The sequence below is a fragment of the Mucilaginibacter segetis genome, assembly GCF_016522075.1.
GTDB classification, from domain to species: Bacteria; Bacteroidota; Bacteroidia; order Sphingobacteriales; family Sphingobacteriaceae; genus Mucilaginibacter; species Mucilaginibacter segetis.
The window spans coordinates 794,715-817,159 of the sequence record NZ_JAEHFW010000002.1; the positions used below are offsets into that span (position 1 = coordinate 794,715).

The following is a 22,445-nucleotide window of genomic DNA, read 5'->3' on the forward strand; positions in this document are numbered from 1 at the left end:
AAATTTAAAAATAAAAAAGGGACAAGCGTTTACCTGTCCCTTTCATTTATTTATCAATCAGCAATTATTTCATACTGCTTTGTATCTCTTTTATTTTTTCTAAATGACCTTTAACTGTAGGTAGTATTTTTGCTGCAAAAGCCTTTAAGTCAGCATCTTTACAGTTTTGAGCACCATCTTCTAATAATGATACTGTTTTTTCGTGACCATCTACCATAGCGTCAACGTAAGCTTTGTCAAAATCAGTACCGGTTTTTGCAGACAAATCGTTGATCATTTTTTGATGTTCATCATCAGGTGTTGCGGGTAGTGTAATATTTTTTGCTTTTGCAATAGCCATTAACTCATCATTAGCTTTTGAATGGTCGGTTACCATCATACTGCCAAAATCTTTAACTTTTTGACTGGTACCTTTTTCCTGTGCTATTTTGCCTAAAGCAACTTCCGTCATGCCTCCATTGGCAAGTTTGGTTGCAAATTCGGCATCATCACTGGTTACCGCAATACCGTTCATTCCGGTAGTAGAGGTGTCTTTTGCCATGTTAAGACTGTCAGCAGTTTCTTTGCTGTCTTTTGAAGCATTGTTACAAGCCTGGAATGATAAAGCTGCAAGCCCTATCATTGCTATTAAACTAAATTTTTTCATTTTACGTTTATTATATTGTTTTTAAGCTTAACAGTTTTTGTATGTTTTAGTTTTACTTGTATTAAATACATGTACTTAAATTACTGTTGTTATACCTTAAAGTTTTATTATTTTTGAGCACACAAATTAAATGATATGAATTTTCCGGCAGAGTTAAAATATACAAAAGACCACGAGTGGATTAGGGTAGAAGGCAATGATGCCTATATTGGTATTACCGAGTTTGCTCAGGGTGAGCTGGGTGATATTGTTTATGTTGATATTAGTACCGTTGGGCAGGACGTGGATAAAGAAGACGTATTTGGCACAGTTGAAGCTGTAAAAACAGTTTCCGATTTGTTTATGCCTGTAGATGGCAGAATTTTGGAAGTGAACCCAAAGCTGGATAATGAGCCTGAGTTGGTGAATACCGATCCTTATGGCGAAGGCTGGATGGTTAAAATAAGTCTGCATGACGTAGCTGATATTGACACACTTTTATCTGTAGATGATTATAAAGGAGTCATTGGCGTTTAATGAAAATATTATTTAAATATTACGGGCCCGCAGTTTTGTGGGCCTTATTTATTTTAATAATATGTAACATGCCAATGGGTGCTATTAGCGAATCGCCCAGATTTTTCCCGGGGTTTGATAAGCTGGTGCATTGCGGTTTGTTTTTTGTATTCGTAGTTTTATATTATAATGGATATATCCGCCAAAACGGAATTAAACGCGTGCCATATACTGCGTTAGTTTGGCTAACTTTATTAGCTACTGCTTACGGAGGCTTAATAGAGTTATTACAGTTATATGTTTTTACATGGCGGGATGGAGAATGGAACGATTTATTTGCAGATGCTGTTGGGGTTGGAATGGGTACATTTAGTATGCTATTAATTGGAAACGCTATTGATCATGAAGAAATTTAAATACCTGATTATTTTACTATTAACTTCAGTAACCCTGTCCTCATGTGGCATTTTTAAAAAAGACTGCAATTGCCCGCATTTTGGGAAAGCCGGAAATATTTCTATTATGGTTAGATATCTGGCATAATCCATTCTTAAAATAGTTTAAAAAGCAATAAATTCTTCAGCCTTTATTTGGATTTAATTTAAATAAGCTTAAATTTGTAGTCTAATATATATGCAGATGACGCTTTCGCAGCTTGAAATAGGAGAAACAGGAATAGTAAAAGAGTTTACTGACCTTGAAATGTCTGTAAAGTTGATGGAAATGGGTTGCCTTCCGGGTGAGGAGATCAAAGTTTCGCGTATTGCCCCTCTTGGCGATCCGATAGCTATACATGTATCAGGCTATCAGCTAAGTTTGCGAAAATTTGAGGCATCAACCATAATACTGCAATAGTACCTCGTTGGCAATTGAAAGCTGATATAAGAGTAGCACTTGTAGGCAATCCCAATACTGGCAAATCAACACTTTTTAATGCCTTAACAGGCCTTAATCAAAAAATAGGTAACTTCCCCGGGGTTACAGTTGATAAAAAAGTTGGCTTTACCCAACTCCCTGATGGCCGTCGAGCCGAGATCATCGACCTTCCCGGAACGTATAGTTTATATCCTAAAAGTAAGGATGAATCTATCGTATTTTCTATTCTTGCCGAAAAGACTGATGGCCTTAGTCCGGATCTGGTGGTTGTTATATTGGATGCCACTAACCTGAAAAGAAATCTTTTATTATATACACAGGTAGCCGATCTTAAAATTCCGGTTATCATCGCCCTTAACATGTCCGATCTGGCTAAAAAAGCCGGGATAAGCATTAATGTTAATGAAATAGCCAAAAAACTTGGGGTGCCCGTAGTACCTGTTTCAGCTCGTAAATCCGAAGGAATAACACAATTAAAAGATGCTATATCTTACGCCAACAAGGTAACATTACAACAAGATACCATTGATGTTAAAGCAATAGCGCCGGAGTTGATAGATGCTATAAGCAAAGAGATAGATAGTAATAACCCTTATTTTGCCCTGCAACTGGCTCATCAACATGAAACTTTAAAGTTCCTGACACCACAGCAAAGCGAGCGTATTGAAGAATTAGAGCAGAAGTTTTCTTTTCATTCACAAAAAGCACAGGGTGCCGAAACCATAGCCCGTTACAGTTTTATAAATGATCTGCTGTATGATACGGTAAAAACACCCGAAACCGCGCAGGATGAATCCTATAGTAATAAAATTGATAAGATACTTACCCACCGCGTATTTGGCTTTATCATTTTTTTAGGCATACTGCTTTTTATGTTTCAGGCCATATTTGCGTGGTCAGAGTATCCCATGTCGCTTATAGAAAGTTTGTTTGTTTGGATACAAGGCGGACTCCGTGATATTTTACCAGCCGGTCCGCTCGCCGATCTGCTGATTGATGGTGTAGTAGCCGGTTTAAGCGGTGTAATGGTATTTATCCCTCAAATAGCTATTCTGTTTGCATTCATCTCTATTTTGGAAGATACCGGCTACATGGCGCGGGTAACCTTTATGATGGATAAGATCATGAGAAAGGTGGGGCTCAACGGTAAATCGGTAGTGCCGCTTATTGGTGGATTTGCATGCGCTGTACCCTCTATTATGAGTACGCGGACTATTGAGAACTGGAAAGACCGTATGATAACCATTATGGTTACCCCATTGGTTACCTGCTCGGCACGCTTACCGGTTTATACCCTGTTAATTGCATTAGTGGTACCCAACCGCAATATATGGTGGGTGTTTAATTTGCAGGGACTTGCATTAACAGGTATGTATTTACTGAGCCTGGTATCAGCTGTAATTGTAGCATGGGTATTTAAATTTGTATTAAAAGCCCGTGAGCGGGGTTATTTTATCATGGAACTTCCGGTTTACCGCATGCCACGCTGGAATAACGTAATATACTCTATGTATGAGCGGGCGAAAACATTTGTATTGGAAGCCGGGAAAGTAATTATTGCAGTGTCGGTAATATTATGGGTATTATCGTCATACGCGCCGGGAGATCGTTTTGAGCGGATAGAAAAAAAGTATAATCAGCCGGAATATACTAATAATATCAAACCCGCCGATCTGGAGCGGGTGGTAGCTTCTCAAAAACTGGAAAACTCCTACGCCGGAATACTTGGGCATGCTATTGAGCCTGTAATAAGGCCATTGGGTTTTGACTGGAAAATTGGCATCGCTCTTATTACTTCGTTTGCTGCCCGCGAAGTATTTGTGGGTACCATGGCTACTATTTATAGCGTAGACGGTGATGCCGATCGTATTGAATCGGTACAACAAAAAATGCGGAATGCCAAAAACCCGCAAACAGGCCAGCCTGTATTTACCTTAGCGGTAGCTTTTTCGTTGATGATGTTTTACGCCTTTGCTATGCAGTGTGCCAGCACTGTGGCCGTAGTTTACCGCGAAACCAAAGACTGGCGCTGGCCCGCCGCCCAGTTCGCTTACATGACTGTGTTGGCGTATGCTGCAGCATTTTTGGTATATCACCTGTTAAAGTAATTATAAGCTTTAGTTTCACCTTTCTATCCTTTATCTGTAAAACATCTATATTTGTAGCAGAGGTGAAAATTGGATAAAGTAAAAATTTTAGAGAGGTATCTTCCGCCCGATGCAGCTCCGCTTATTGGCCGCTGGATAGATTACTTTAAGTGTGAGTTTAAAATATCCCGCAACCGGGGAACCAAATTTGGCGACTATCGTGCACCGCATGATGGTAAAGGACATCGCATCTCTGTAAATTACGATCTTAACCCTTATGCATTTTTGGTTACTACGGTACATGAGTTTGCACATCTGCATACCTGGAACGAGCATAAGCATAAAGCAAAGCCGCATGGCGCGGAATGGAAGAATAATTTCAAGAAAATGATGCAGCCTTTTTTTGAAAAAGAAGTCTTTCCGCCCGATGTTAAACAGGCTATACATAGCTACTTAAGCAATCCGGCGGCGTCCAGTTGCTCCGATCTTAATCTGTACCGTTCTCTGCGCAAGTATGATCCGCAGAAGGAATTTGTTTTTACGGTGGAAAAGATACCAGCAAAAGCTTTATTCAAAATTAAAGACGGACGTGTCTTTCGTAAAGAGGAGAAGCTGCGTAAACGTTACAAATGCATCGAGGTGAAAAGCAAAAGGATTTATTTGTTCAGTCCGGTAGCCGAAGTGGAATTGGTCGAGGAATAGAATATTTAATACTTCAATAATTTATCCATCATCTCTCCCAGGCGTGCCTTTGCTAAAAACTGGTCTTCAAGCGCTTTGTTCATAGGTATCGCGGTATCTAAACTGGCGCAGCGCATAACTGGTCCATCCAGATATTTAAAACAGTGCTCGCCAATGTACGCGGCAATTTCACCCCCAAAACCGCTGGTCATGGTATCTTCATGTAAAACAAGCACCTTTGATGTTTTCTTAACGGTTTTAATAACTGCTTCTTTATCCCAGGGTTGCAGGCTCCGCAGGTCAAGTATCTCTATGGAATGCTGCGGGTTTTTTTCGGCGTATTCAATGGCCCAGTGTACACCAAGTCCGTAAGTGATGATGCTGGCCTTAGTTCCCTCCCGTACAATGTTCGCCTTACCTATCTCCACATAATAATCATCGGCAGGTACGTTGCCCGATATATTACGGTAAAGGTACTTATGTTCAAAAAACATTACCGGATTGGGATCATCAATGGCAGCCATTAACAACCCCTTGGCATCATCAGGGAAAGCGGGATAAACTACCTTTAAACCCGGTGTTTTGGTGAACCATGCCTCGTTAGTTTGTGAATGAAAGGGCCCCGCCCCCGTGCCGGCTCCTGCAGGCATGCGTATCACTACATCAATAGGCTGGCCCCATCTGTAATAGGTTTTGGCAACATTATTCACTATCTGGGTAAACCCGCAGCTAACAAAATCAGCAAACTGCATTTCAACAACAGCCTTATAGCCGTTTAACGCCAGGCCAACAGCAGCACCCACAATGCCCGATTCACAAATAGGGGTATTGCGTACACGCTCTTTGCCAAACTCTTCTACAAACCCCTGGGTTATTTTAAAAACACCGCCGTATTCGGCTATATCCTGCCCCATCATTATCAGGTTACTGTGTTTTTGCATGCTTTGCTGCAAGGCATCAGTTATGGCATCAATATATCTTCTGTTGCTAAGTACCTCATACGGCACATGTTCCGGCATTCGGTATAACCGGTACATGCTGTCTGTTTCAGTTTGGGCATGCGGCACAATATTAGGTTCGCTAAAAACTTTTTCTATCTCGGTATCTATAAGACCAGTAAATTCGTTTTTAAGATAAGGCACCCACTCGGGCCTTAATATCCGTTCGTCAAGTAAATACTTTTCAAAAGTATCAATCGGATCTTTTTTCTTCCACTCATCAAGTAAATGCTGCGGTACATATTTAGTTCCCGATGCTTCTTCATGTCCCCGCATCCTGAATGTCATACATTCCAGCAATACCGGCCTCGGATTTTCGCGTATGCTTTTAGCCAGCTCGCTAACAGTATGATAAACTTCTAAAACATTATTCCCGTTAATCCGCTTACCTTCAATTCCGTAACCAATGGCTTTGTCAATGATGGATTCGCATCGGTATTGTTCATTAACCGGAGTTGATAGCGCATACCCGTTATTCTCTACCAAAAAAATAACCGGGAGATCCCAAACCGCGGCTATATTTAATGCTTCATGAAAATCACCTTCGCTGGTAGCGCCCTCTCCGGTAAAAACAAGTGTCGCTTTCTTCTTTTTACTAAGTTTATCAGCCAAAGCAATTCCATCAGCAATAGCGAGCTGCGGGCCAAGATGTGATATCATCCCAATGATCTTATACTCCTGTGTGCCGAAATGGAAAGATCTGTCGCGGCCTCGGGTAAAGCCAGATGCCTTTCCCTGCCATTGTGCCATAAGGCGCGCTACGGGAATATTACGTGCTGTGAATACGCCAAGATTGCGGTGCATAGGTAAAATATATTCATTGGCTTCCATAGCCAGTGTACTGCCTACGGCTATAGCCTCCTGCCCAATTCCCGAAAACCATTTGCTTATTCTGCCCTGTCGTAATAAAATAAGCATCTTTTCTTCCACGAGGCGCGGGAGCAGTAATTTTTTGTAAAATGTTATTAAACCGTCATTATCAATATTTTTCCGGTCAAAAATCATACGGGTAAAGCTAATAAGTTTTTAAAACTTTGTATGTTTGAACATTCCTCTATCCTGCTATGAAACACTTTTACGTTATTTTATCTATAATGTTTATCCTTTTTGGATTATCATCTTTTGCACCCGATCATTTTTTGATGCCACAAAGCTTTTATTTGCACAAAGGAGATAAACTGGATCTGCATTTATTAACAGGTGACAATTTTAATAAAGACGGAGAAGTTAAGTATAATTCTTTAAATACGGCATCATTTATTTTATATGAAGGCTCCAAGGGAACCGACCTTACCACTATGGTAAAAGACAGTGCTGCTCCTGTATTGAATTATACCATGGATAACAGCGGATTGGCATTAATAGCAATGAATACCAAACCCGAAATAAACGATGTGCCGAGGGAGGAGTTTTTATCCTATCTGAAAGATCAGGGCTATGAAGATTTGGCAGATAAGGCGCAAAGCGGCAACAAACTAAACTTTGCCGAAAAAACGCACTATTATTTAAAAACACTGGTTTCGGTTGATGATAACGGAGGCAAGGTTTACGATAAAGAGTTAAAAAGCGACTTCGAAATTATATTAAAGCAAAATCCTTACAAAAAAAACTACGGGGATGATGTTACAGTTTTAATAAAGTACAAAGGCGAACCTTTAAAAAGGGCTAATGCATATATATATGTAAAAACTGAATCGGGGAATGTATACCCGCATAAATTAGGTACTGATGATTCCGGCCAGATATATTTTACGCTAACCCGTGACGCTATTTATATGATACGTTGCGTGCATATTGAGCCTTTAAAAAACGGTGATGCCGATTTTGAGACCTGGAGCGCCACCTATACCTTTGCTTTTAGCAACCAAAGCATTATGCCCAATACATACCGCGAATTCGGCTTTGGCGATAAGCACTAAAGCATTTTAAGCATTTCCATATCAAACTTGGGCTTTAGGGCATACTTTACCTGTAACAAGCCACTGTCAAAAGCTTGTTGGTCAATAAGCAATAGATCAATCCTGCTTTTTATATCGTGAAATAAAGGTTTACCTCCGCCCAAAATTACCGGATGTATAGAAAGAATTAATTCTGTTACCAGATTTTTATTGATGAAGGCTGATACCAGATTTGCTCCGCCAAATAACCATATATTTTTGCCTGATTGAGACAGTATGTGTTGTACAGTCTCATCAAAATCAGCTGAGTTTATAATATTTAACTCATTATTGTTTTTCATCGTATCCGAGAAAATATATACTGTTTTTTCCGGAAAAGTATCGGCGTTATTGCCTATCAGTTCAAAACTCTTACGACCAATAAACAGTGTGTCGGTATCATTAAAAAATGCCGTCATGCCATAATCATCATCGGTAAAACACCAGTCGTACTCACCGTTAGGCCCTTCAATAAATCCATCCAGACTTACCGCGAGGTTTAAAATAATTTTACGCATCAAATATTGTTTATTCCTCAGGTTTATTTTGCTCCTCCTGCCATTGCGCGCTAAATGATTTTTCTGCAACGGGTGGCATTTCTCTTAAGCGTCCCCAGGTTTTTTTGAAAAATGTTTTAAGAAAAAAGTTTTTTGCTTTTCCGCTAAAAAAATCGGTTAGCTTTCTTTTCAGCATTCCTTTTTTCCATAACGCCCAGCCCCATTTTTCTTTTTTGGCATTAAGGCCCTCCGTAACCGAATCTCTGCGATTGAGCAATAACATTTTATGGATGTCAATTTTAACCGGGCAAACTTCGGTACACCTGCCGCAAAGGCTTGACGCATAACTGAGGTGCTTAAATTTATCCATACCTCGCATATGTGGTGTTATAATGGAGCCGATAGGTCCGCTATAGGTAGTATCATAAGTATGGCCGCCAATGTTTTTATAAATAGGGCATACGTTAAGGCACGCACCGCAGCGTATGCAATACAAACCCTGCCGCTGGTCTTTTTGTGCCAGCAGGTTAGTGCGCCCATTATCCAGCAGTATTACATACATTTCTTCCGGGCCGTCGCTTTCGTTGGTTTGCCTGGGTCCGCTCAATATGGTGTTATATACAGTAAGGTTTTGGCCTGTGCCGTGGGTAGAAAGCATTGGCCAAAAAAGATCAAGGTCGGTTATGGAAGGGATCATTTTTTCAATCCCTACTATACTGATCTGTATCTTAGGAAAGGTGGTGGTTAATCGTGCGTTACCCTCATTTTCGCTTATGGCGATGCTTCCTGTATCAGCTATTATAAAGTTTGCACCTGTTATGCCTATATCAGCTTTAAGATATTTTTCGCGTAACAACTCGCGGGCCTTTAAAGTGAGTTGTTCGGGTGTGGCATCAACGGCGGTGCCAAAACGTTCGTGAAATAATTTAGCAATATCCTCTTTGGATAAGTGCATGGCCGGGGTAACAATATGATAGGGTTTTTGGCCAAGCAACTGAACAATATACTCGCCCAGATCGCTCTCTAATGATTCTATTTGGTGGCTATTCAAAAATTCATTCAAATGAATTTCTTCGGTAGCCATTGATTTTGATTTGATAACCGTTTTGGCATTTGCCCGGGTAATGATATTCAGTATTTCGCGCTGTGCTTCCGCAACATCATTTGCCCATATTACCTTGCCGCCATTTTTCTGAAAATTGGATTCAAACTCCGGCAAAAATTTGTCCAGGTTCTCCATCACCTTCCACTTTATGGCATGTCCCTTTTTTTTAGCTTGATCAAGATTGATCAGGCGCGATAACCCACGGTCAACCGAATGTTGATATTTATCAATATTGTAGTTAATTATCTTACGATGCTCAGTATCAAACGCTTTTTCTGCCGAAACGGCCAAAAATTCTTCCGCGGTGCTTCCCATAACTGCGAAATTAAACAAAAGCCACCAACTGTTTTACATCGTGTTAATAATCAGCGCAATTTTTTTATATAACTGTAACATTTCATAGTAGAGCACCGTCTTTACGCTATCATGAAAACAAAGACCTTTACCCTTATCGCAAGCGTTGTTTTACTGGCATCGTCTTGTTCAAAAGAAGTTTATAATAATAAGCACTATCTGGCGCAGCATAATCTTGAAGGAAAAACGCTGGCCATTTTGCCTGTGGAGGTTTATTACACCGGTAATAAACCCAAAAACAGCGACTGGTATGCCGAAGAGCAGGCCATCAGCCTTCAGATCCAGACTGCCCTTGAACAAGCTTACCTGTTACATGCCGGTGAGCATAAACCTGGAAAACATCAGTTTAATATTAAACTGATGGATGTAAACACAGTAAATAAAAAGTTATTGCAAAATATGACCGACCTGCGAACTGCCTGGAAAATGCCGGCAGACAGTGTTGGCCGCATGATAGATGCCGATATTGTTTTTAAACTACACATGAATAAGGAACGTTATATGTCTAAAAATTTAGCAAAAAGCATAAACACCGGAGCATTTTTTTTGGAGAGCCTTTTAAATACATCTGATAAAGGGGGTGATTTTGTAGCGTTACCCCGTGTACAAGCCGAAGATGTAGGTTATGAAATAAGCCTGATAGATGCTCATAGTGGTGAAGTTATTTCCAGCTATGTTAAAGACCCGGAAAAAGATCGCAGCAAAAAGGTCCGGAAAATAAATAAAACTATGGTAGCAAAATCAGTAGTGTTCGCTGCAAACTATCGTTAATAATCTAATCCTTATAAAATAAGAAAAGCGGCCCGTGAGCCGCTTTCTTTCTTGCTTTATAGTGTTTGTTAATTTTTACCGTCTACAACTGGGCGTTTGTCGCGGTTGGCCAATTCCCATCCGGTATAAAATACCAGTTGAGCCCGTTTAGCCAATAACGGGAAGTTAATTTTGCTAACCTCATCTCCGGGTTGGTGATAATCGGCATGTACCCCGTTAAAATAAAAAATAATAGGTACACCATAACGGGCAAAGTTATAATGGTCTGAGCGGTAATAGAACCGGTTAGGATCATTAATATCATCATACTTATAGTCTAATTTAAGGTGGGTATAAGTATTATTAGCATCCTCGCCAATTTTATGCAGATCAGAACTTAGCATTGCCGAGCCGATAGGGTAAACATAGTTAGCCGAGTCGGGACTGTTCAAATATTCTTCACCTACACGGCCTATCATATCAATGTTAAGATCCGTAATGGTATTAGCTAAGGGATATAAAGGATGATCAGTGTAGTATTTAGAACCCAGCAATCCTTTTTCTTCACCTACATTTCCTAAAAATAAAATACTTCGGCGGGGGCCGTGTCCGTCTTTTTTAGCCTGAGAAAATGCACGTGCTATTTCCAATATACCTGTAGTGCCCGATCCGTCGTCATCTGCACCGTTATTTACCTTATCGGTCGCGCCCGGGCGTGTATTAAGGCCGATATGATCATAATGAGCGGAAAACACCAATACTTCATCCTTAAGTTTAGTGTCTGACCCCGGCATAAAACCAACTACATCTACCGCTTTAACATCCTTCATTTCGGTAGTATAAGCAATATTGGTGCTGGTTTTTATAGTTTGTGTTTGTTTAGCTGTTGCAGCGGCAGTTTTAAGTTCATTATACGTTTTGCCCGAAGATTTTACCAGGGCATCGGCTACAGTATCATCAACATTAAAAACCGGTGCCAGGTCATTTGACTTTTCATTCGGATCTTTTATGGTTAACCTTGCCTCCGGGGCGCTACCGCCAAAACGTTTCATTATCGCCGAAACGCCGGGGTTGGCCGCCATAACAGCAGCAGGGTTTTTCTCCTGAATAGCTTGTAAAATAGCCATACGGGCATTTGACATCCGGTAGCTGGTGTTCGTTTTTTTACCTTCTTCCGGCTTATCCTCATTTATCCATAGAACAACTTTTCCGGTAATATCTGTTCCGGCTAATTCATCGGCAGTGCCGTAGCCTATAAATACTACATCGTTGGTATTAATGGTTTTATCAGGATATGATCCGGCCAGATAAAAATCTTTCCAGTTCTCAAAAGCCTGCCTGTTAACTGTAAATTTACTTACTGTTAAAGAGTTTTGTGTTAAAGGCACATTAAAGAAATAAGAGCCATTTACAGGAGCTTGCAAGCCGAGTCTTTTAAATTCTGCCGCTATATAATTTGCAGCTTTTTCGGCACCGGGTTTCCCGGTTTCGCGGCCCTCAAATTCATCTGATGCTAAAATGCTTAAATGCTTTTTAGCATCTTCGGCAGTAATAAGCTTGCCGTATTTAACTGCCGTGGAGTTTTGTTGTGCACATGCACTTGCTGATATAGCCAGTGCAGAGATAAAAAGGGATACTTTTCTCATTAAATATGTTTTATGTTTTTTTGATTTAGCAGCTTATTTTGTCAACACGACGGGCATGCCGGCCGCCTTCAAATTCTTCAGTAAAAAATGTTATGAGTGTTTCCTTTACTTCGTCAATACTCATGTGGCGGGCCGGGATGCAAATAATATTGGCGTTATTATGCGTTCTGGCAGGTATGGCTAATTCCGGTTTCCAGCAAATGGCGGCGCGTATACCCTGGTGTTTATTGGCCGTCATGGCTACGCCGTTAGCACTGCCGCATATCAATATGCCAAAGTCAAATTCGCCATTTTCCACTCCGCTGGCAACCAGGTGCGCAAAATCAGGATAATCAGCTGATTCGGCAGAATATGTTCCGAAATCTTTAAAAGTAAGATCGTTAAACATGCCCAATATAGCCTGTTTGTATTCAAAGCCGGCATGGTCAGCACCTATAGCTATTTTTAATCCTTTTTTCATATGCTCAAATTTATGATAATAATCAGAGCCTGAAAGTAAAGAATTTGATGCTTAACAAGAAATCAGGTGATCAAATAATTGCTGTTATGATTCCATCAGATCATCATGTTTTTTAACACGACGTTTTTCTACAACGGCAGATACTAAAATACCTACTTCGTACAGAACAAATAGCGGTATACTTACTACTGTCATGGTCATCATATCCGGTGTTGGTGTAACAACTGCCGCAACTATCAAAATAATAACAATAGCATACCGCCTGCTCTCGCGCATAAATTTAGCAGTGAGTATACCCAGGGTCGACAGTATATATACTATAATAGGAAGTTCGAAAACCAAACCTGTTGCTAATGTTAGAGTGGCAACAGATGATATATAAGAATCAATGCTGAATAAGTTTTGAATCTTGTCACTTACCGTATAACTCGCCAGGAAATTAATAGACTCAGGGGTTATTACATAATAACCAAATAATACACCTAATAAAAAGAGTGTAGTGGCATAAAAAACAAAGCCTGATGCAGCTTTGCGTTCCTTTTCGTGCAGGGCAGGTTTAATAAAGCGCCATATTTCCCATAACAGGTAAGGAACACCTAAGGTAATTCCTATTATTAAAGATGAATTGATCTGCAGGGTAAATTGCCCCGCCATTTCGGTATTAATAAGGTTTATATTTATTTTATTGATACAGAAACCAGGCCGGTTAAGAAAGTCCCCTAAATGGCAAAGCATACGATAGGTCCAAAATGTTGGCTTACTGGGCCCCATTATAAAAACATCGTATATAGTATCAAAATAATAAAATACAAAACAAGTGATAATAACTATAAATATGGCCGAACGTACCAAATGCCATCTTAATGCTTCCAGATGGTCAAAAAACGACATTTCGGATTCCAGGCTGTTGCTTTTTTCTTTTATCGCCTTTATTAGTTTATTATCGCTCATTTGTATATTAAATATCCCTCTGTTAACGCTTAAAATCTACTTACGTTGTATAGTACCCTGAAAGTTTTTATTATTTAATATTCAAAAGTTTCCATAAACTTCGTGGTAAAGTTACCAGCCCGGAAATTTGGATCCTGAAGTAATTTTAAATGAAACGGAATAGTGGTTTTTATACCTTCGATAACAAACTCACTTAAAGCACGCTCCATAGTAGCCAGCGCCTCGTCGCGGGTTTGTGCCATGCAAATTACTTTCGCTATCATCGAGTCATAATTTGGTGGTATAATGTAACCGCTGTACACATGCGTGTCTACACGTACGCCGTGTCCTCCCGGAGAATGGAAGTTGGTTATTTTGCCCGGTGACGGGCGGAAGTTATTGAACGGATCTTCGGCATTTATACGGCATTCAATAGCATGCATGCTTGGCTCGTAATTTTTGCCTGATATTGGTATCCCTGCAGCTACTTTTATCTGTTCTTTTATCAGGTCGAAATTGATTACTTCTTCGGTAACCGGGTGCTCTACCTGTATACGTGTATTCATTTCCATAAAGTAGAAGTTGCGGTTTTTATCAACCAAAAACTCTACTGTACCGGCTCCTTCATATTTAACAGCTTTGGCGCCTTTAATAGCTGCTTCTCCCATTTTTTTACGCAGTTTGTCTGTCATAAAAGGCGAAGGGGATTCCTCTACCAGTTTTTGATGTCGACGCTGTATAGAGCAATCACGTTCTGAAAGATGACAAACCTTGCCAAACTGATCGCCTACAACCTGTATCTCAATATGGCGGGGATCTTCTACATATTTTTCCAGGTAAAGGCCATCATTACCAAAGGCTGCGCCCGATTCTGCACGGGCCGAATCCCAGGCGTTGCTAAACTCTTCATCTTTCCAAACTATACGCATACCCCTGCCACCACCACCTGCGGTTGCTTTTAATATAACGGGGTAACCTATTTTATTTGCTACGCTAATACCTTGTTTAACATCGGTAAGCAAGCCTTCAGAGCCGGGTATGGTTGGTACACCGGCTTTTTTCATAGTTTCCTTAGCGGATGACTTATCACCCATCGCATTGATCTGCTCAGAGGTAGCTCCAATAAATTTAATGCCATATTCAGCACAAATAGCTGAGAACTTAGCATTTTCCGACAAAAAACCATATCCCGGATGTATAGCATCGGCATTGGTAAGTTCCGCGGCCGAAATAATATTAGGAATATTCAGGTAAGAATCGCGGCTTGCAGGAGGGCCGATACACACAGCCTCATCGGCAAAACGTACATGCAGGCTGTCGCGGTCGGCAGTAGAATATACAGCTATGGTTCTAATGCCCATTTCTTTACATGTGCGAATTATTCGCAATGCAATTTCACCACGGTTAGCTATTAAAATTTTTTTAAACATTTCTTTTCAAATGTGCGGATTATAGATATGCAGATGTGCAGATACTTAAACGTACTTAATTCGCACGTCCGCTTATCTGCACATTTGCACATTTATTTAGGTTCAACCAAAAACAAAGGCTGGTCATATTCAACCGGCGAGGCGTTATCAACAAGTACTTTAACAATCTTGCCTGATACTTCTGATTCTATCTCGTTAAATAGTTTCATGGCCTCAATTATGCAAAGTACTTTACCTGAAGTTATTTCATCCCCTACGTTAACAAACAAAGGTTTATCAGGAGATGAAGACCGGTAGAATGTACCAATCATTGGCGATTTAATGGTAATGTAATTTGATGATTCGGCTGTTGCTGCAACTGCTTCGGCAGCCGGCGCCACTGCCGGGAAACTCGGCTGTACCGGAGGTGCCGGAACTGAAACTACCTGTTGAGGCATCGGTGCACTGATCACTGTAGGCGCCTCGTTGGTTTTTATAGTTATTTTAAAATCCTTTTGTTCGATAGCAACTTCATTTACACCTGATTTTGAAACAAAGCGTATAAGGTCCTGTATCTGTTTAATATCCATAGTAGCTATAAATTGGTATTGGATAAAAGTTTATTGTTCTAAGGTATGTATAAATTATGCAGATGTGCAAATATGTACAAATGCTTTTAACCTTTAATAATATATTTAATTAACATTAATTATTTAACAGATGTTTTAATATGATCAGCTTATCTGTATAGACTGATTAATAGGCCCATTTTAAATAGATAGATCCCCAGGTAAAACCGCCGCCAAAAGCAGCAAGTATAAGGTTATCGCCCTTTTTAAATTTATTTTCCCACTCCCATAAACAAAGGGGTATAGTGCCGTTTGTAGTGTTACCGTAACGTTCAATATTTACGATCACTTTGTCAGCGCTCACGCCTGTCCTGTTCGCAGTAGCATCAATAATGCGTTTATTAGCCTGATGCGGCACCAGCCATGCAATATCATCGGCTGTAAGTTGATTGCGTTCCATTATTTCGGCGGCAACATCGGCCATATTTGTTACCGCGAATTTAAATACTGCCTGGCCTTCCTGGTAGGCAAAGTGTTCTTTAGCGGCAACCGTTTCGTGCGTAGCCGGATTTACCGAGCCCCCCGCTTTTTGGAAAAGCAGTTGAGAGCCTGCGCCGTCGCTTTTTAATATCGAGTCAATAATGCCGTTACCCTCTGTATTAGGTTCAAGCAGGGCAGCGCCGCAACCATCACCAAAAATGATACAGGTGGCGCGGTCTTCATAGTTAATTATCGACGACATTTTATCGCCGCCAACTACCAGTACTTTTTTATGTTTGCCGCTCTCAATAAATTGCGACCCGGTAGCTAACCCGAATATAAAGCCTGAGCAAGCAGCCTGCAAATCATAACCCCAGGCATTTTTCGCCCCTATTTTATGGGCCAGTATATTTGCCGTTGCCGGAAAAGGAAGATCGGGTGTGGTGGTACAAAAAATAATAAGGTCTATTTCATCAGCACCTATGCCGCGTTTTTTTAAAAGCCCCTCTACTGCAGGTACGGCCATATCTGATGTGCCAAGGCCTGCGCCTTTTAATATTCTCCGCTCTTTAATACCTGTTCTGCTGGTTATCCACTCGTCGTTCGTATCAACCATGGTTTCCAATTCCTGGTTGGTAAGTACATAATCGGGCGCGTAACCATTTACAGCGGTAATAGCGGCATGGATTTTACTCATTTTGTAGTTTTTTATTGAAAAGCCTGCTTTATTTTATCAATAAGGCTGGTTTCGATCATGTCTTTTGATAAAAGGATCATGTTTTTAATAGCTTCAGGGCTTGATATGCCGTGCCCTACTACAACCGGTGCATTAACGCCAAGTATGGGGCTACCGCCATATTGCTCGTAGTTAAAACGCTCAAAAAATTCGTCCTTAAATCTCTTTTTTAAAGTGATTACATAAAAAGACTCGGCCATTTTTAAGATAACGTTACCTGTAAAGCCATCACAAACGGTTACGTCGTGATTGTCTTCAAAAAGGTCGCGTCCTTCAATATTGCCGACAAAATTAAAAAGTGGGGTATTTTTCATTAAAGGGTAGGCGGCCTGGCAAAGCAGGTTCCCTTTTTCTTCTTCTTCGCCAATGTTCATCAGCGCAACTCTGGGATTGGTAATGCCATAAACCGACTCGGCGAGCAGGCTGCCTAATACGCCAAACTGCAGCAGCACGTCGGCTTTGCAATCGGCATTAGCGCCTACATCCAACAAAATACCCAAACCGCCTTTCAGTTTGGGTACAATAGTTGTCATGGCGGGGCGCATAACGCCCGGAATTGTTTTTACGCTGAACATGGCTCCAACCAACATGGCTCCAGTATTACCTGCCGATGAAAAGGCTTGTATATTGCCCTCTTTAAGCAGGTTAAAACCAACGCTAATACTTGAGTTTGGCTTTTGTACAATGGCTTTTGTTGGGTGTTCGCCCATTCCGATTACTTCGGTTGTATGTACAAACTCGAAATGATCGGGGCTGAAATTATTTTCCTGAAGAATGTTAACTGTAGCATCTTTGTCGCCTATCAGCACCAGTTTTTGCTCTGCCGATAAAACCTTGTAGGCTTCAATTGCTCCTAAAACAGTTGCTTTGGGAGCGAAATCACCGCCCATCATGTCTAAGCCAATCTTCATTTCAGAAAATTAACTTATACGGCTACTGCTTTCTCGATCAAAACTTTACCGTTGAAGTAAACATTACCGTCAACAGTGTAAGCTCTGTGTGGTAAATGTACAGCTCCGGTGGTTTGGCATGTAGTTAAAGTAGGCGCCTCAGCTTTATAGTGCGTTCTGCGTTTATCTCTTCTTGATTTGGAAATTTTCCTTTTTGGATGTGGCATAAATCCTGTTATTTAATGTTATTTAAATTTTTTGAGCGCATCCCAACGCGGGTCTGTTCGCTCGTTTTGTTCATCATTAGCGGCCAATTTACTTAAATTGTCCAGCATATCCTTATCACAATATGGTGTGTTACCTTCATTACCGCAAGTGGCTATAAAAGGCAGCGCAACATTTACATATTCATAAATTAGCCCGGCAATGTTTATCTCATGATCGTTTTTGCCAAGGGTAATTATTTCATCATCTTCTGCAACCGCTTCATCACTAAACCTGGCTATCTGCTGTTCCTGTATATGCAGTTGCTGCGGATATTCTGACAGGCATTTATCGCATGTGGCGGTAATTGTTCCTTTAATATCAAAGTTCAGTATCAGCATTGTTTCCTGTTTTTCCAGTTCAACAACACATTGCAGATCAGCTTTTTTAACCAGCGAATAATCAAATTCGTCGAAAAAAGAATCTCCGACAACATATTCAAAGTTATGCTTCCCCAGCTTAAGGCCGGTAAAAGGAATTGCATATGTTCTGAGCGATTTCAATGAGCAACAATTAGCCCGCAAATGTATGGAAAATTACTAAAACAGAAAAGTGTTTTTTTATTTTGGTTTTCGGGGAATGATTTACTCCCGTCTTAATTGTCGACACAGGTGCTTTAAGAACTCATATCACAGGAATGCTTGAAATAGTAATGTGAAGTGTGGTGGTTCTCTCCCTCATATTCTCAATCGTATATTCACCTTATCCAGCAATCCGGTTAGCTGTACTATCAAAAAAGCGAAAACCAGGCAGCGTATAATTCCGCCTATGCCCTGATCAAGGTATTCGGGGTAAGCAAGGTCAGTCATTTCATACATGGGGTAAAACAGGTATGGTAATATATAACAGGTAAAGGTATTGGTACCTGCGGGCTCAATAGGTTTAAACCAATGGTATTTATGCTTATAATCAACCACAAAGGCAAATACCGCATACAATACCAAACTAATACCCGTACAAATAAGCACCCAAGAAGGGGTGTCTCGTATTTTAGAGATGCCCCCGCTAAAATAACGTACTATAAAACCCAGGTTAAAGAGTATTATTGCTATTACCAGCAGCCCCGCCCAAAACATTTTAATTTCTTTTTGTTGACGAAGCCGGATGTACATTACCGAGGTAAACACACCAGCCATAGTAAATGCCTGCATGGCACCGTTGCCTGATATCCATACATATTGATGTATAAATCCTAAAAAATTGAGCCAGCCAAAGTGATAGTCTATATTAAAAAAAACAAAAAACAGCCATACTGCTGCCTGTACCCATAAAGCGCCGTTGCTGTAATAATAAATAAGGCCGCAAACCAGGTATGCCCAGCCTATAAGTCCTAAAATGCCCCACCACGTTAAATGCAGCCAGGGATGATCCGGGTCGGTACTTTTGTATAATACACACATGGCTATAAGTAATACCACGCCAAAGCCCTGCAACAAGTATCTTTTAATTGCAGATGTTTGATTGCTGTAGTCTAAAAAAATGAAAAAAAAGCTGAATGTAGCCAGGCTTTCCCATACGGGCCTTGGCAAAAGGGTTGCCGGATCGTTATAGGTTTCCATGTTTGCATGAAAAAATCCGATAAATATAAGGGCGAACGAGCGGGTTAAAATACGTTTAGGTACTTGCCCGTCATGCTTTTTAAGGCGTTTTTCAAAGGCATACGGGATGGATAGTCCCACTATAAACAAGAATGCGGGGAATATGGTATCGGCTAAACCTAAAGCATCAGCATTAACACCTGCATGTTTAAGCCACTCAGGGGTGTTGGGTACACCATCCAGATCATTCACAAAAATCATCAGGAACATGGTAACCGCACGAAATGCATCAATTGACCGTATCCGGTTAATTAAATCACTCATTAAACAGGCTAATGTATTTTACAGATAAAATGTTTTATTTAACGGCAATTAAATTAAAACATTATGCGGTAATACTTCTTAGTCTCTGTCGCGGCTCATTTTTGAGAAAAGCAGCGGGTCTGCATTCAGTTCAGCCGTTTCTCTTCTATGCTTAATAATATGTACAGCAGTAAATAATGCTTCCCTGAAAGATATCTCTGAAGCCATGTTTTTACCTGCTATATCATAAGCCGTACCATGATCGGGCGAGGTGCGTACAAAACTAAGCCCTGCCGTATAGTTAACGCCCGACTCGAAAGCGATATGTTTAAAAGGTATCAAGCCCTGATCGTGATACATGGCCAGTACGGCATCAAACTGCAGGTAAGTACTGTTGGCGAAAAATCCGTCAGCAGCATACGGGCCAAAGGCCAATATGTCATGCAGGCGGGCTTCTTCAATGGCTGGTATAATGATCTCTTTTTCCTCAGAACCTATCAGGCCGTTATCGCTGGCATGCGGATTAAGGCCCAGCACCGCGATTTTTGGTTTACGTATCCAAAAATCATCGTGCAAACTTTTATGCATCAGTTTAAGTTTTGCCAATATTTTTTCGCCGGTAATGCTTTCAGCTACTTTGACAATAGGAATGTGTCCCGTTACTACGCCAACGCGCAACGTATCGCTCACTAAAAACATTAGGGATTCAGGCGCATTATCCCTTGCCTGTAAATATTCGGTATGACCGGGGAAGTTAAATTCCTCGTTCTGTATATTGTCTTTGTTGATGGGCGCAGTTACCAAACCGTCAATGGCCCCGCTTAGCAGATCGTCAGTAGCTTTTTGTAACGAAAGATAAGCATATTTGCCGCCCTCGGCTGTGGTCGTCCCCAGTTCAATACGTACATCATCTTCCCAGCAGTTTATCATATTTGCTTTTTTAAATTGCGCCTGCGATGGGTGATTTACTACGTTAAAACTCAGTTCGTTGATATGGGTTGTACGGCGATGAAAAGATGCAACTTTAGTGTGTCCGTAAACTATGGGCGTACAGTAATCATAGATACGAGCATCTGACAGCGTTTTAATAATGATCTCTAATCCGATGCCGTTTACATCACCTATACTTATTCCTATTTTGGGTTTATCACTCATGATATTTATTATTTAGTCCCGATGCCGTATTAAACCTGAGGTGCCTCAGCGTATAAATTATGCATCTGTGCGGCAATAGTAATTTGCGTTGTGCTTTAGGCTTTTAGCCTTTAGCTCACACTGCAAAGAAAAAGATTTTAAGTTTATATTTTCTTAATAAAGCACAAATATGCCTTTATTTGCTTAAATAACTAACGGATAATGACATTAGTAAGAGCAAAAAAACATTTAGGCCAACATTTTCTTACTGATAAAAACATCGCCGCAAAAATTGTGGAGAGCCTGCGCCCTGCAAACAAATATAGGCAGGTGCTTGAGGTTGGCCCGGGGATGGGCATCCTTTCTGATTTCCTGTTGCAAAAAACGGAGTATGAGGTTTTTTTAATTGATATTGATACTGAATCATACGAGTTTCTGCAAAAAAAATATCCGGAGCTGGGGAGTAAATTGCTTAATGCTGATTTCCTGCAACTCGACTTTCCTGCAACTTTTGCCCCGCAAATGGCGGTGATAGGAAATTTTCCATACAATATTTCCTCGCAGATACTTTTTAAGGTACTGGATAACCGCAACCAGGTAACTGAGGTAGTGGGTATGTTCCAGAAGGAGGTTGCAGAACGTTGTGCCGCCAAACCGGGCAGTAAGGAATATGGCATATTAAGCGTTTTTTTACAGGCCTACTACCAGGTAGAGTATTTATTTACAGTTAAAGCCGGAGTTTTTAATCCGCCACCTAAAGTGCTTTCGGCTGTTATCCGCCTTACCCGTAATGAAACTGAAACGCTGAACTGCGATGAAAAGTTGTTTTGGCAGGTAGTAAAGGCCGGCTTTAATCAAAGGCGCAAAACTCTGCGTAATGCGTTATCCTCATTGATCAATAAAGAAAAAATGACCGATAATCCAACGCTCGACCTACGTGCCGAACGCTTAAGCGTACAGGATTTTGTGAAGCTGACAAATGCGGTGGCGGAAAACCGCTGATTCAGCTGATCTGGATTATCACCGGCTCATCCGGCAGTTTTAATTTTTTAACTGATTCCGCCATTCGTTTTACAAATAAATAATTAGTTGTTCCGCCTATGGCTGCGCCAACAACAGGTATCAATCTTTCCGCGGTACGCACACCAAACATCATCAATAGTTTTTCTGCAATACCCTCCATCATGGTTTTTGTGACGGCCACCCCCGCTTCCACCTTAAATGACGTAGCTACAATGGTCATAAACTGTTCAAAGCTTACTTTGTAACTTCCTTTATTATAATAGGTGATGGCCATGGTAACCCGGAATTGCTGTGTTATCAGGTTCACAAAATCAACCGGCATACCAACAATCATGGTCAATATACCGCCTGATCCGGCTATCGCCCCCGATCCGGCTGCCAGATAGGCACACTGGTTAATAAATTTATCCAGCCCCATACGGTCAACTCCTTTTTTAATATTAAGCTGATCTATATGGTTAAATATTTGTTTGAATCCATCTTCCGACAGATGCTCTGCATAATTCTTTAATTGCGTGCGCGATTTTTTGAATGGTATTATCATAATTATTACTGATAGGCGTAAGCTCCCTGTAGTTATCACTATTAACGTGCCAATTTTTAATAAAACATAAAAGGCATAGTATTATTGGTGCCA

At 40.7% G+C, this 22,445-nt stretch carries 24 protein-coding genes; 8 read left to right on the top strand and 16 right to left on the bottom strand.

Translation table 11 applies throughout. From position 1 onward, the window contains the following. Positions 1-64 precede the first annotated feature (64 nt). A complete protein-coding gene (locus I5M19_RS13210) occupies positions 65-646 on the bottom strand; it encodes a DUF4142 domain-containing protein (protein ID WP_200066801.1) in 582 nt (193 codons plus the stop codon). A 135-nt stretch (positions 647-781) separates the two neighbouring features. Here I5M19_RS13210 and gcvH point away from each other — a divergent pair, with 135 nt between their 5' ends. The 5 genes from gcvH (at position 782) to I5M19_RS13235 (ending at position 4,806) form a co-directional block, all read left to right on the top strand. After that, complete coding sequence (gene gcvH / locus I5M19_RS13215; protein ID WP_200066802.1) at positions 782-1,162, top strand: glycine cleavage system protein GcvH; 381 nt, start codon at positions 782-784, stop codon at positions 1,160-1,162. Continuing rightward, positions 1,162-1,557 (top strand): VanZ family protein, encoded by a 396-nt coding sequence (locus I5M19_RS13220; RefSeq protein WP_200066803.1) that lies wholly within the window; start codon positions 1,162-1,164, stop codon positions 1,555-1,557. Before gcvH ends, I5M19_RS13220 begins: the two co-directional genes overlap by 1 nt. 223 nt (positions 1,558-1,780) lie before the next feature. Continuing rightward, positions 1,781-1,996, top strand: a complete 216-nt coding sequence (locus I5M19_RS13225) for a FeoA family protein (protein WP_200066936.1) — start codon at positions 1,781-1,783, stop codon at positions 1,994-1,996. Between the two features lie 14 nt (positions 1,997-2,010). After that, entirely contained in the window at positions 2,011-4,125 is a 2,115-nt protein-coding gene (gene feoB, locus I5M19_RS13230; RefSeq protein WP_200066804.1) for a ferrous iron transport protein B, read from the top strand. 69 nt (positions 4,126-4,194) lie between these two features. Continuing rightward, positions 4,195-4,806 carry a SprT-like domain-containing protein gene (locus I5M19_RS13235; protein ID WP_200066805.1) on the top strand — a complete coding sequence of 204 codons (612 nt, stop codon included), beginning with the start codon at positions 4,195-4,197 and terminating at the stop codon, positions 4,804-4,806. A gap of 5 nt (positions 4,807-4,811) precedes the next feature. On the opposite strand, the gene I5M19_RS13240 is transcribed toward I5M19_RS13235, so the two are convergent. Beyond that, complete coding sequence (locus I5M19_RS13240; protein ID WP_200066806.1) at positions 4,812-6,788, bottom strand: alpha-ketoacid dehydrogenase subunit alpha/beta; 1,977 nt, start codon at positions 6,786-6,788, stop codon at positions 4,812-4,814. A 59-nt stretch (positions 6,789-6,847) separates the two neighbouring features. On the opposite strand from I5M19_RS13240, the gene I5M19_RS13245 reads away from it, so the two are divergent. Then, a complete protein-coding gene (locus I5M19_RS13245) occupies positions 6,848-7,702 on the top strand; it encodes a DUF4198 domain-containing protein (protein WP_200066807.1) in 855 nt (284 codons plus the stop codon). Here I5M19_RS13245 and I5M19_RS13250 read toward each other — a convergent pair. After that, positions 7,699-8,238: a dihydrofolate reductase family protein gene (locus I5M19_RS13250; RefSeq protein ID WP_200066808.1), complete on the bottom strand. Its 540-nt coding sequence runs from the start codon at positions 8,236-8,238 to the stop codon at positions 7,699-7,701. The two genes, I5M19_RS13245 and I5M19_RS13250, sit on opposite strands and share 4 nt — an antisense overlap. 10 nt (positions 8,239-8,248) lie before the next feature. Beyond that, positions 8,249-9,637, bottom strand: a complete 1,389-nt coding sequence (locus I5M19_RS13255) for a LutB/LldF family L-lactate oxidation iron-sulfur protein (protein WP_200066809.1) — start codon at positions 9,635-9,637, stop codon at positions 8,249-8,251. Positions 9,638-9,748: 111 nt separating this feature from the next. Here I5M19_RS13255 and I5M19_RS13260 point away from each other — a divergent pair, with 111 nt between their 5' ends. Then, positions 9,749-10,447 (top strand): hypothetical protein, encoded by a 699-nt coding sequence (locus I5M19_RS13260; protein ID WP_200066810.1) that lies wholly within the window; start codon positions 9,749-9,751, stop codon positions 10,445-10,447. Positions 10,448-10,515: 68 nt separating this feature from the next. On the opposite strand, the gene I5M19_RS13265 is transcribed toward I5M19_RS13260, so the two are convergent. From I5M19_RS13265 to pdxA, 11 genes are all read right to left on the bottom strand, one after another. Beyond that, the gene (locus tag I5M19_RS13265; RefSeq protein ID WP_200066811.1) at positions 10,516-12,072 is read right to left on the bottom strand and encodes a M28 family peptidase; all 1,557 of its coding nucleotides are present in this window, start codon (positions 12,070-12,072) and stop codon (positions 10,516-10,518) included. Positions 12,073-12,097: 25 nt separating this feature from the next. Further along, complete coding sequence (locus I5M19_RS13270; RefSeq protein ID WP_200066812.1) at positions 12,098-12,532, bottom strand: RpiB/LacA/LacB family sugar-phosphate isomerase; 435 nt, start codon at positions 12,530-12,532, stop codon at positions 12,098-12,100. An 84-nt stretch (positions 12,533-12,616) separates the two neighbouring features. Further along, entirely contained in the window at positions 12,617-13,483 is an 867-nt protein-coding gene (gene tatC / locus I5M19_RS13275; protein ID WP_200066813.1) for a twin-arginine translocase subunit TatC, read from the bottom strand. 74 nt (positions 13,484-13,557) lie between these two features. Then, positions 13,558-14,892 carry an acetyl-CoA carboxylase biotin carboxylase subunit gene (gene accC / locus I5M19_RS13280; protein ID WP_200066814.1) on the bottom strand — a complete coding sequence of 445 codons (1,335 nt, stop codon included), beginning with the start codon at positions 14,890-14,892 and terminating at the stop codon, positions 13,558-13,560. Positions 14,893-14,984: 92 nt separating this feature from the next. Further along, on the bottom strand, positions 14,985-15,461 hold the full coding sequence (accB, locus tag I5M19_RS13285; RefSeq protein WP_200066815.1) for an acetyl-CoA carboxylase biotin carboxyl carrier protein: 477 nt from the start codon (positions 15,459-15,461) through the stop codon (positions 14,985-14,987). 166 nt (positions 15,462-15,627) lie between these two features. Then, positions 15,628-16,617, bottom strand: coding sequence for a beta-ketoacyl-ACP synthase III (locus I5M19_RS13290; RefSeq protein ID WP_200066816.1), 990 nt, complete (start codon positions 16,615-16,617; stop codon positions 15,628-15,630). Between the two features lie 11 nt (positions 16,618-16,628). Continuing rightward, positions 16,629-17,567 (bottom strand): phosphate acyltransferase PlsX, encoded by a 939-nt coding sequence (gene plsX, locus I5M19_RS13295; RefSeq protein ID WP_200066817.1) that lies wholly within the window; start codon positions 17,565-17,567, stop codon positions 16,629-16,631. A 14-nt stretch (positions 17,568-17,581) separates the two neighbouring features. Then, complete coding sequence (rpmF, locus tag I5M19_RS13300; RefSeq protein WP_200066818.1) at positions 17,582-17,773, bottom strand: 50S ribosomal protein L32; 192 nt, start codon at positions 17,771-17,773, stop codon at positions 17,582-17,584. 18 nt (positions 17,774-17,791) lie between these two features. Next, positions 17,792-18,313, bottom strand: a complete 522-nt coding sequence (locus I5M19_RS13305; RefSeq protein ID WP_200066819.1) for a YceD family protein — start codon at positions 18,311-18,313, stop codon at positions 17,792-17,794. A gap of 174 nt (positions 18,314-18,487) precedes the next feature. Then, positions 18,488-19,672: a DUF5009 domain-containing protein gene (locus tag I5M19_RS13310; RefSeq protein ID WP_200066820.1), complete on the bottom strand. Its 1,185-nt coding sequence runs from the start codon at positions 19,670-19,672 to the stop codon at positions 18,488-18,490. 78 nt (positions 19,673-19,750) lie between these two features. Then, a complete protein-coding gene (gene pdxA, locus I5M19_RS13315) occupies positions 19,751-20,806 on the bottom strand; it encodes a 4-hydroxythreonine-4-phosphate dehydrogenase PdxA (RefSeq protein ID WP_200066821.1) in 1,056 nt (351 codons plus the stop codon). Positions 20,807-21,007: 201 nt separating this feature from the next. Between pdxA and rsmA the strand changes: the two genes are divergently transcribed. Continuing rightward, positions 21,008-21,787, top strand: coding sequence for a 16S rRNA (adenine(1518)-N(6)/adenine(1519)-N(6))-dimethyltransferase RsmA (gene rsmA / locus I5M19_RS13320; protein ID WP_200066822.1), 780 nt, complete (start codon positions 21,008-21,010; stop codon positions 21,785-21,787). A 1-nt stretch (position 21,788) separates the two neighbouring features. On the opposite strand, the gene I5M19_RS13325 is transcribed toward rsmA, so the two are convergent. Next, a complete protein-coding gene (locus I5M19_RS13325; protein WP_200066823.1) occupies positions 21,789-22,352 on the bottom strand; it encodes a hypothetical protein in 564 nt (187 codons plus the stop codon). Positions 22,353-22,445 lie beyond the last annotated feature (93 nt).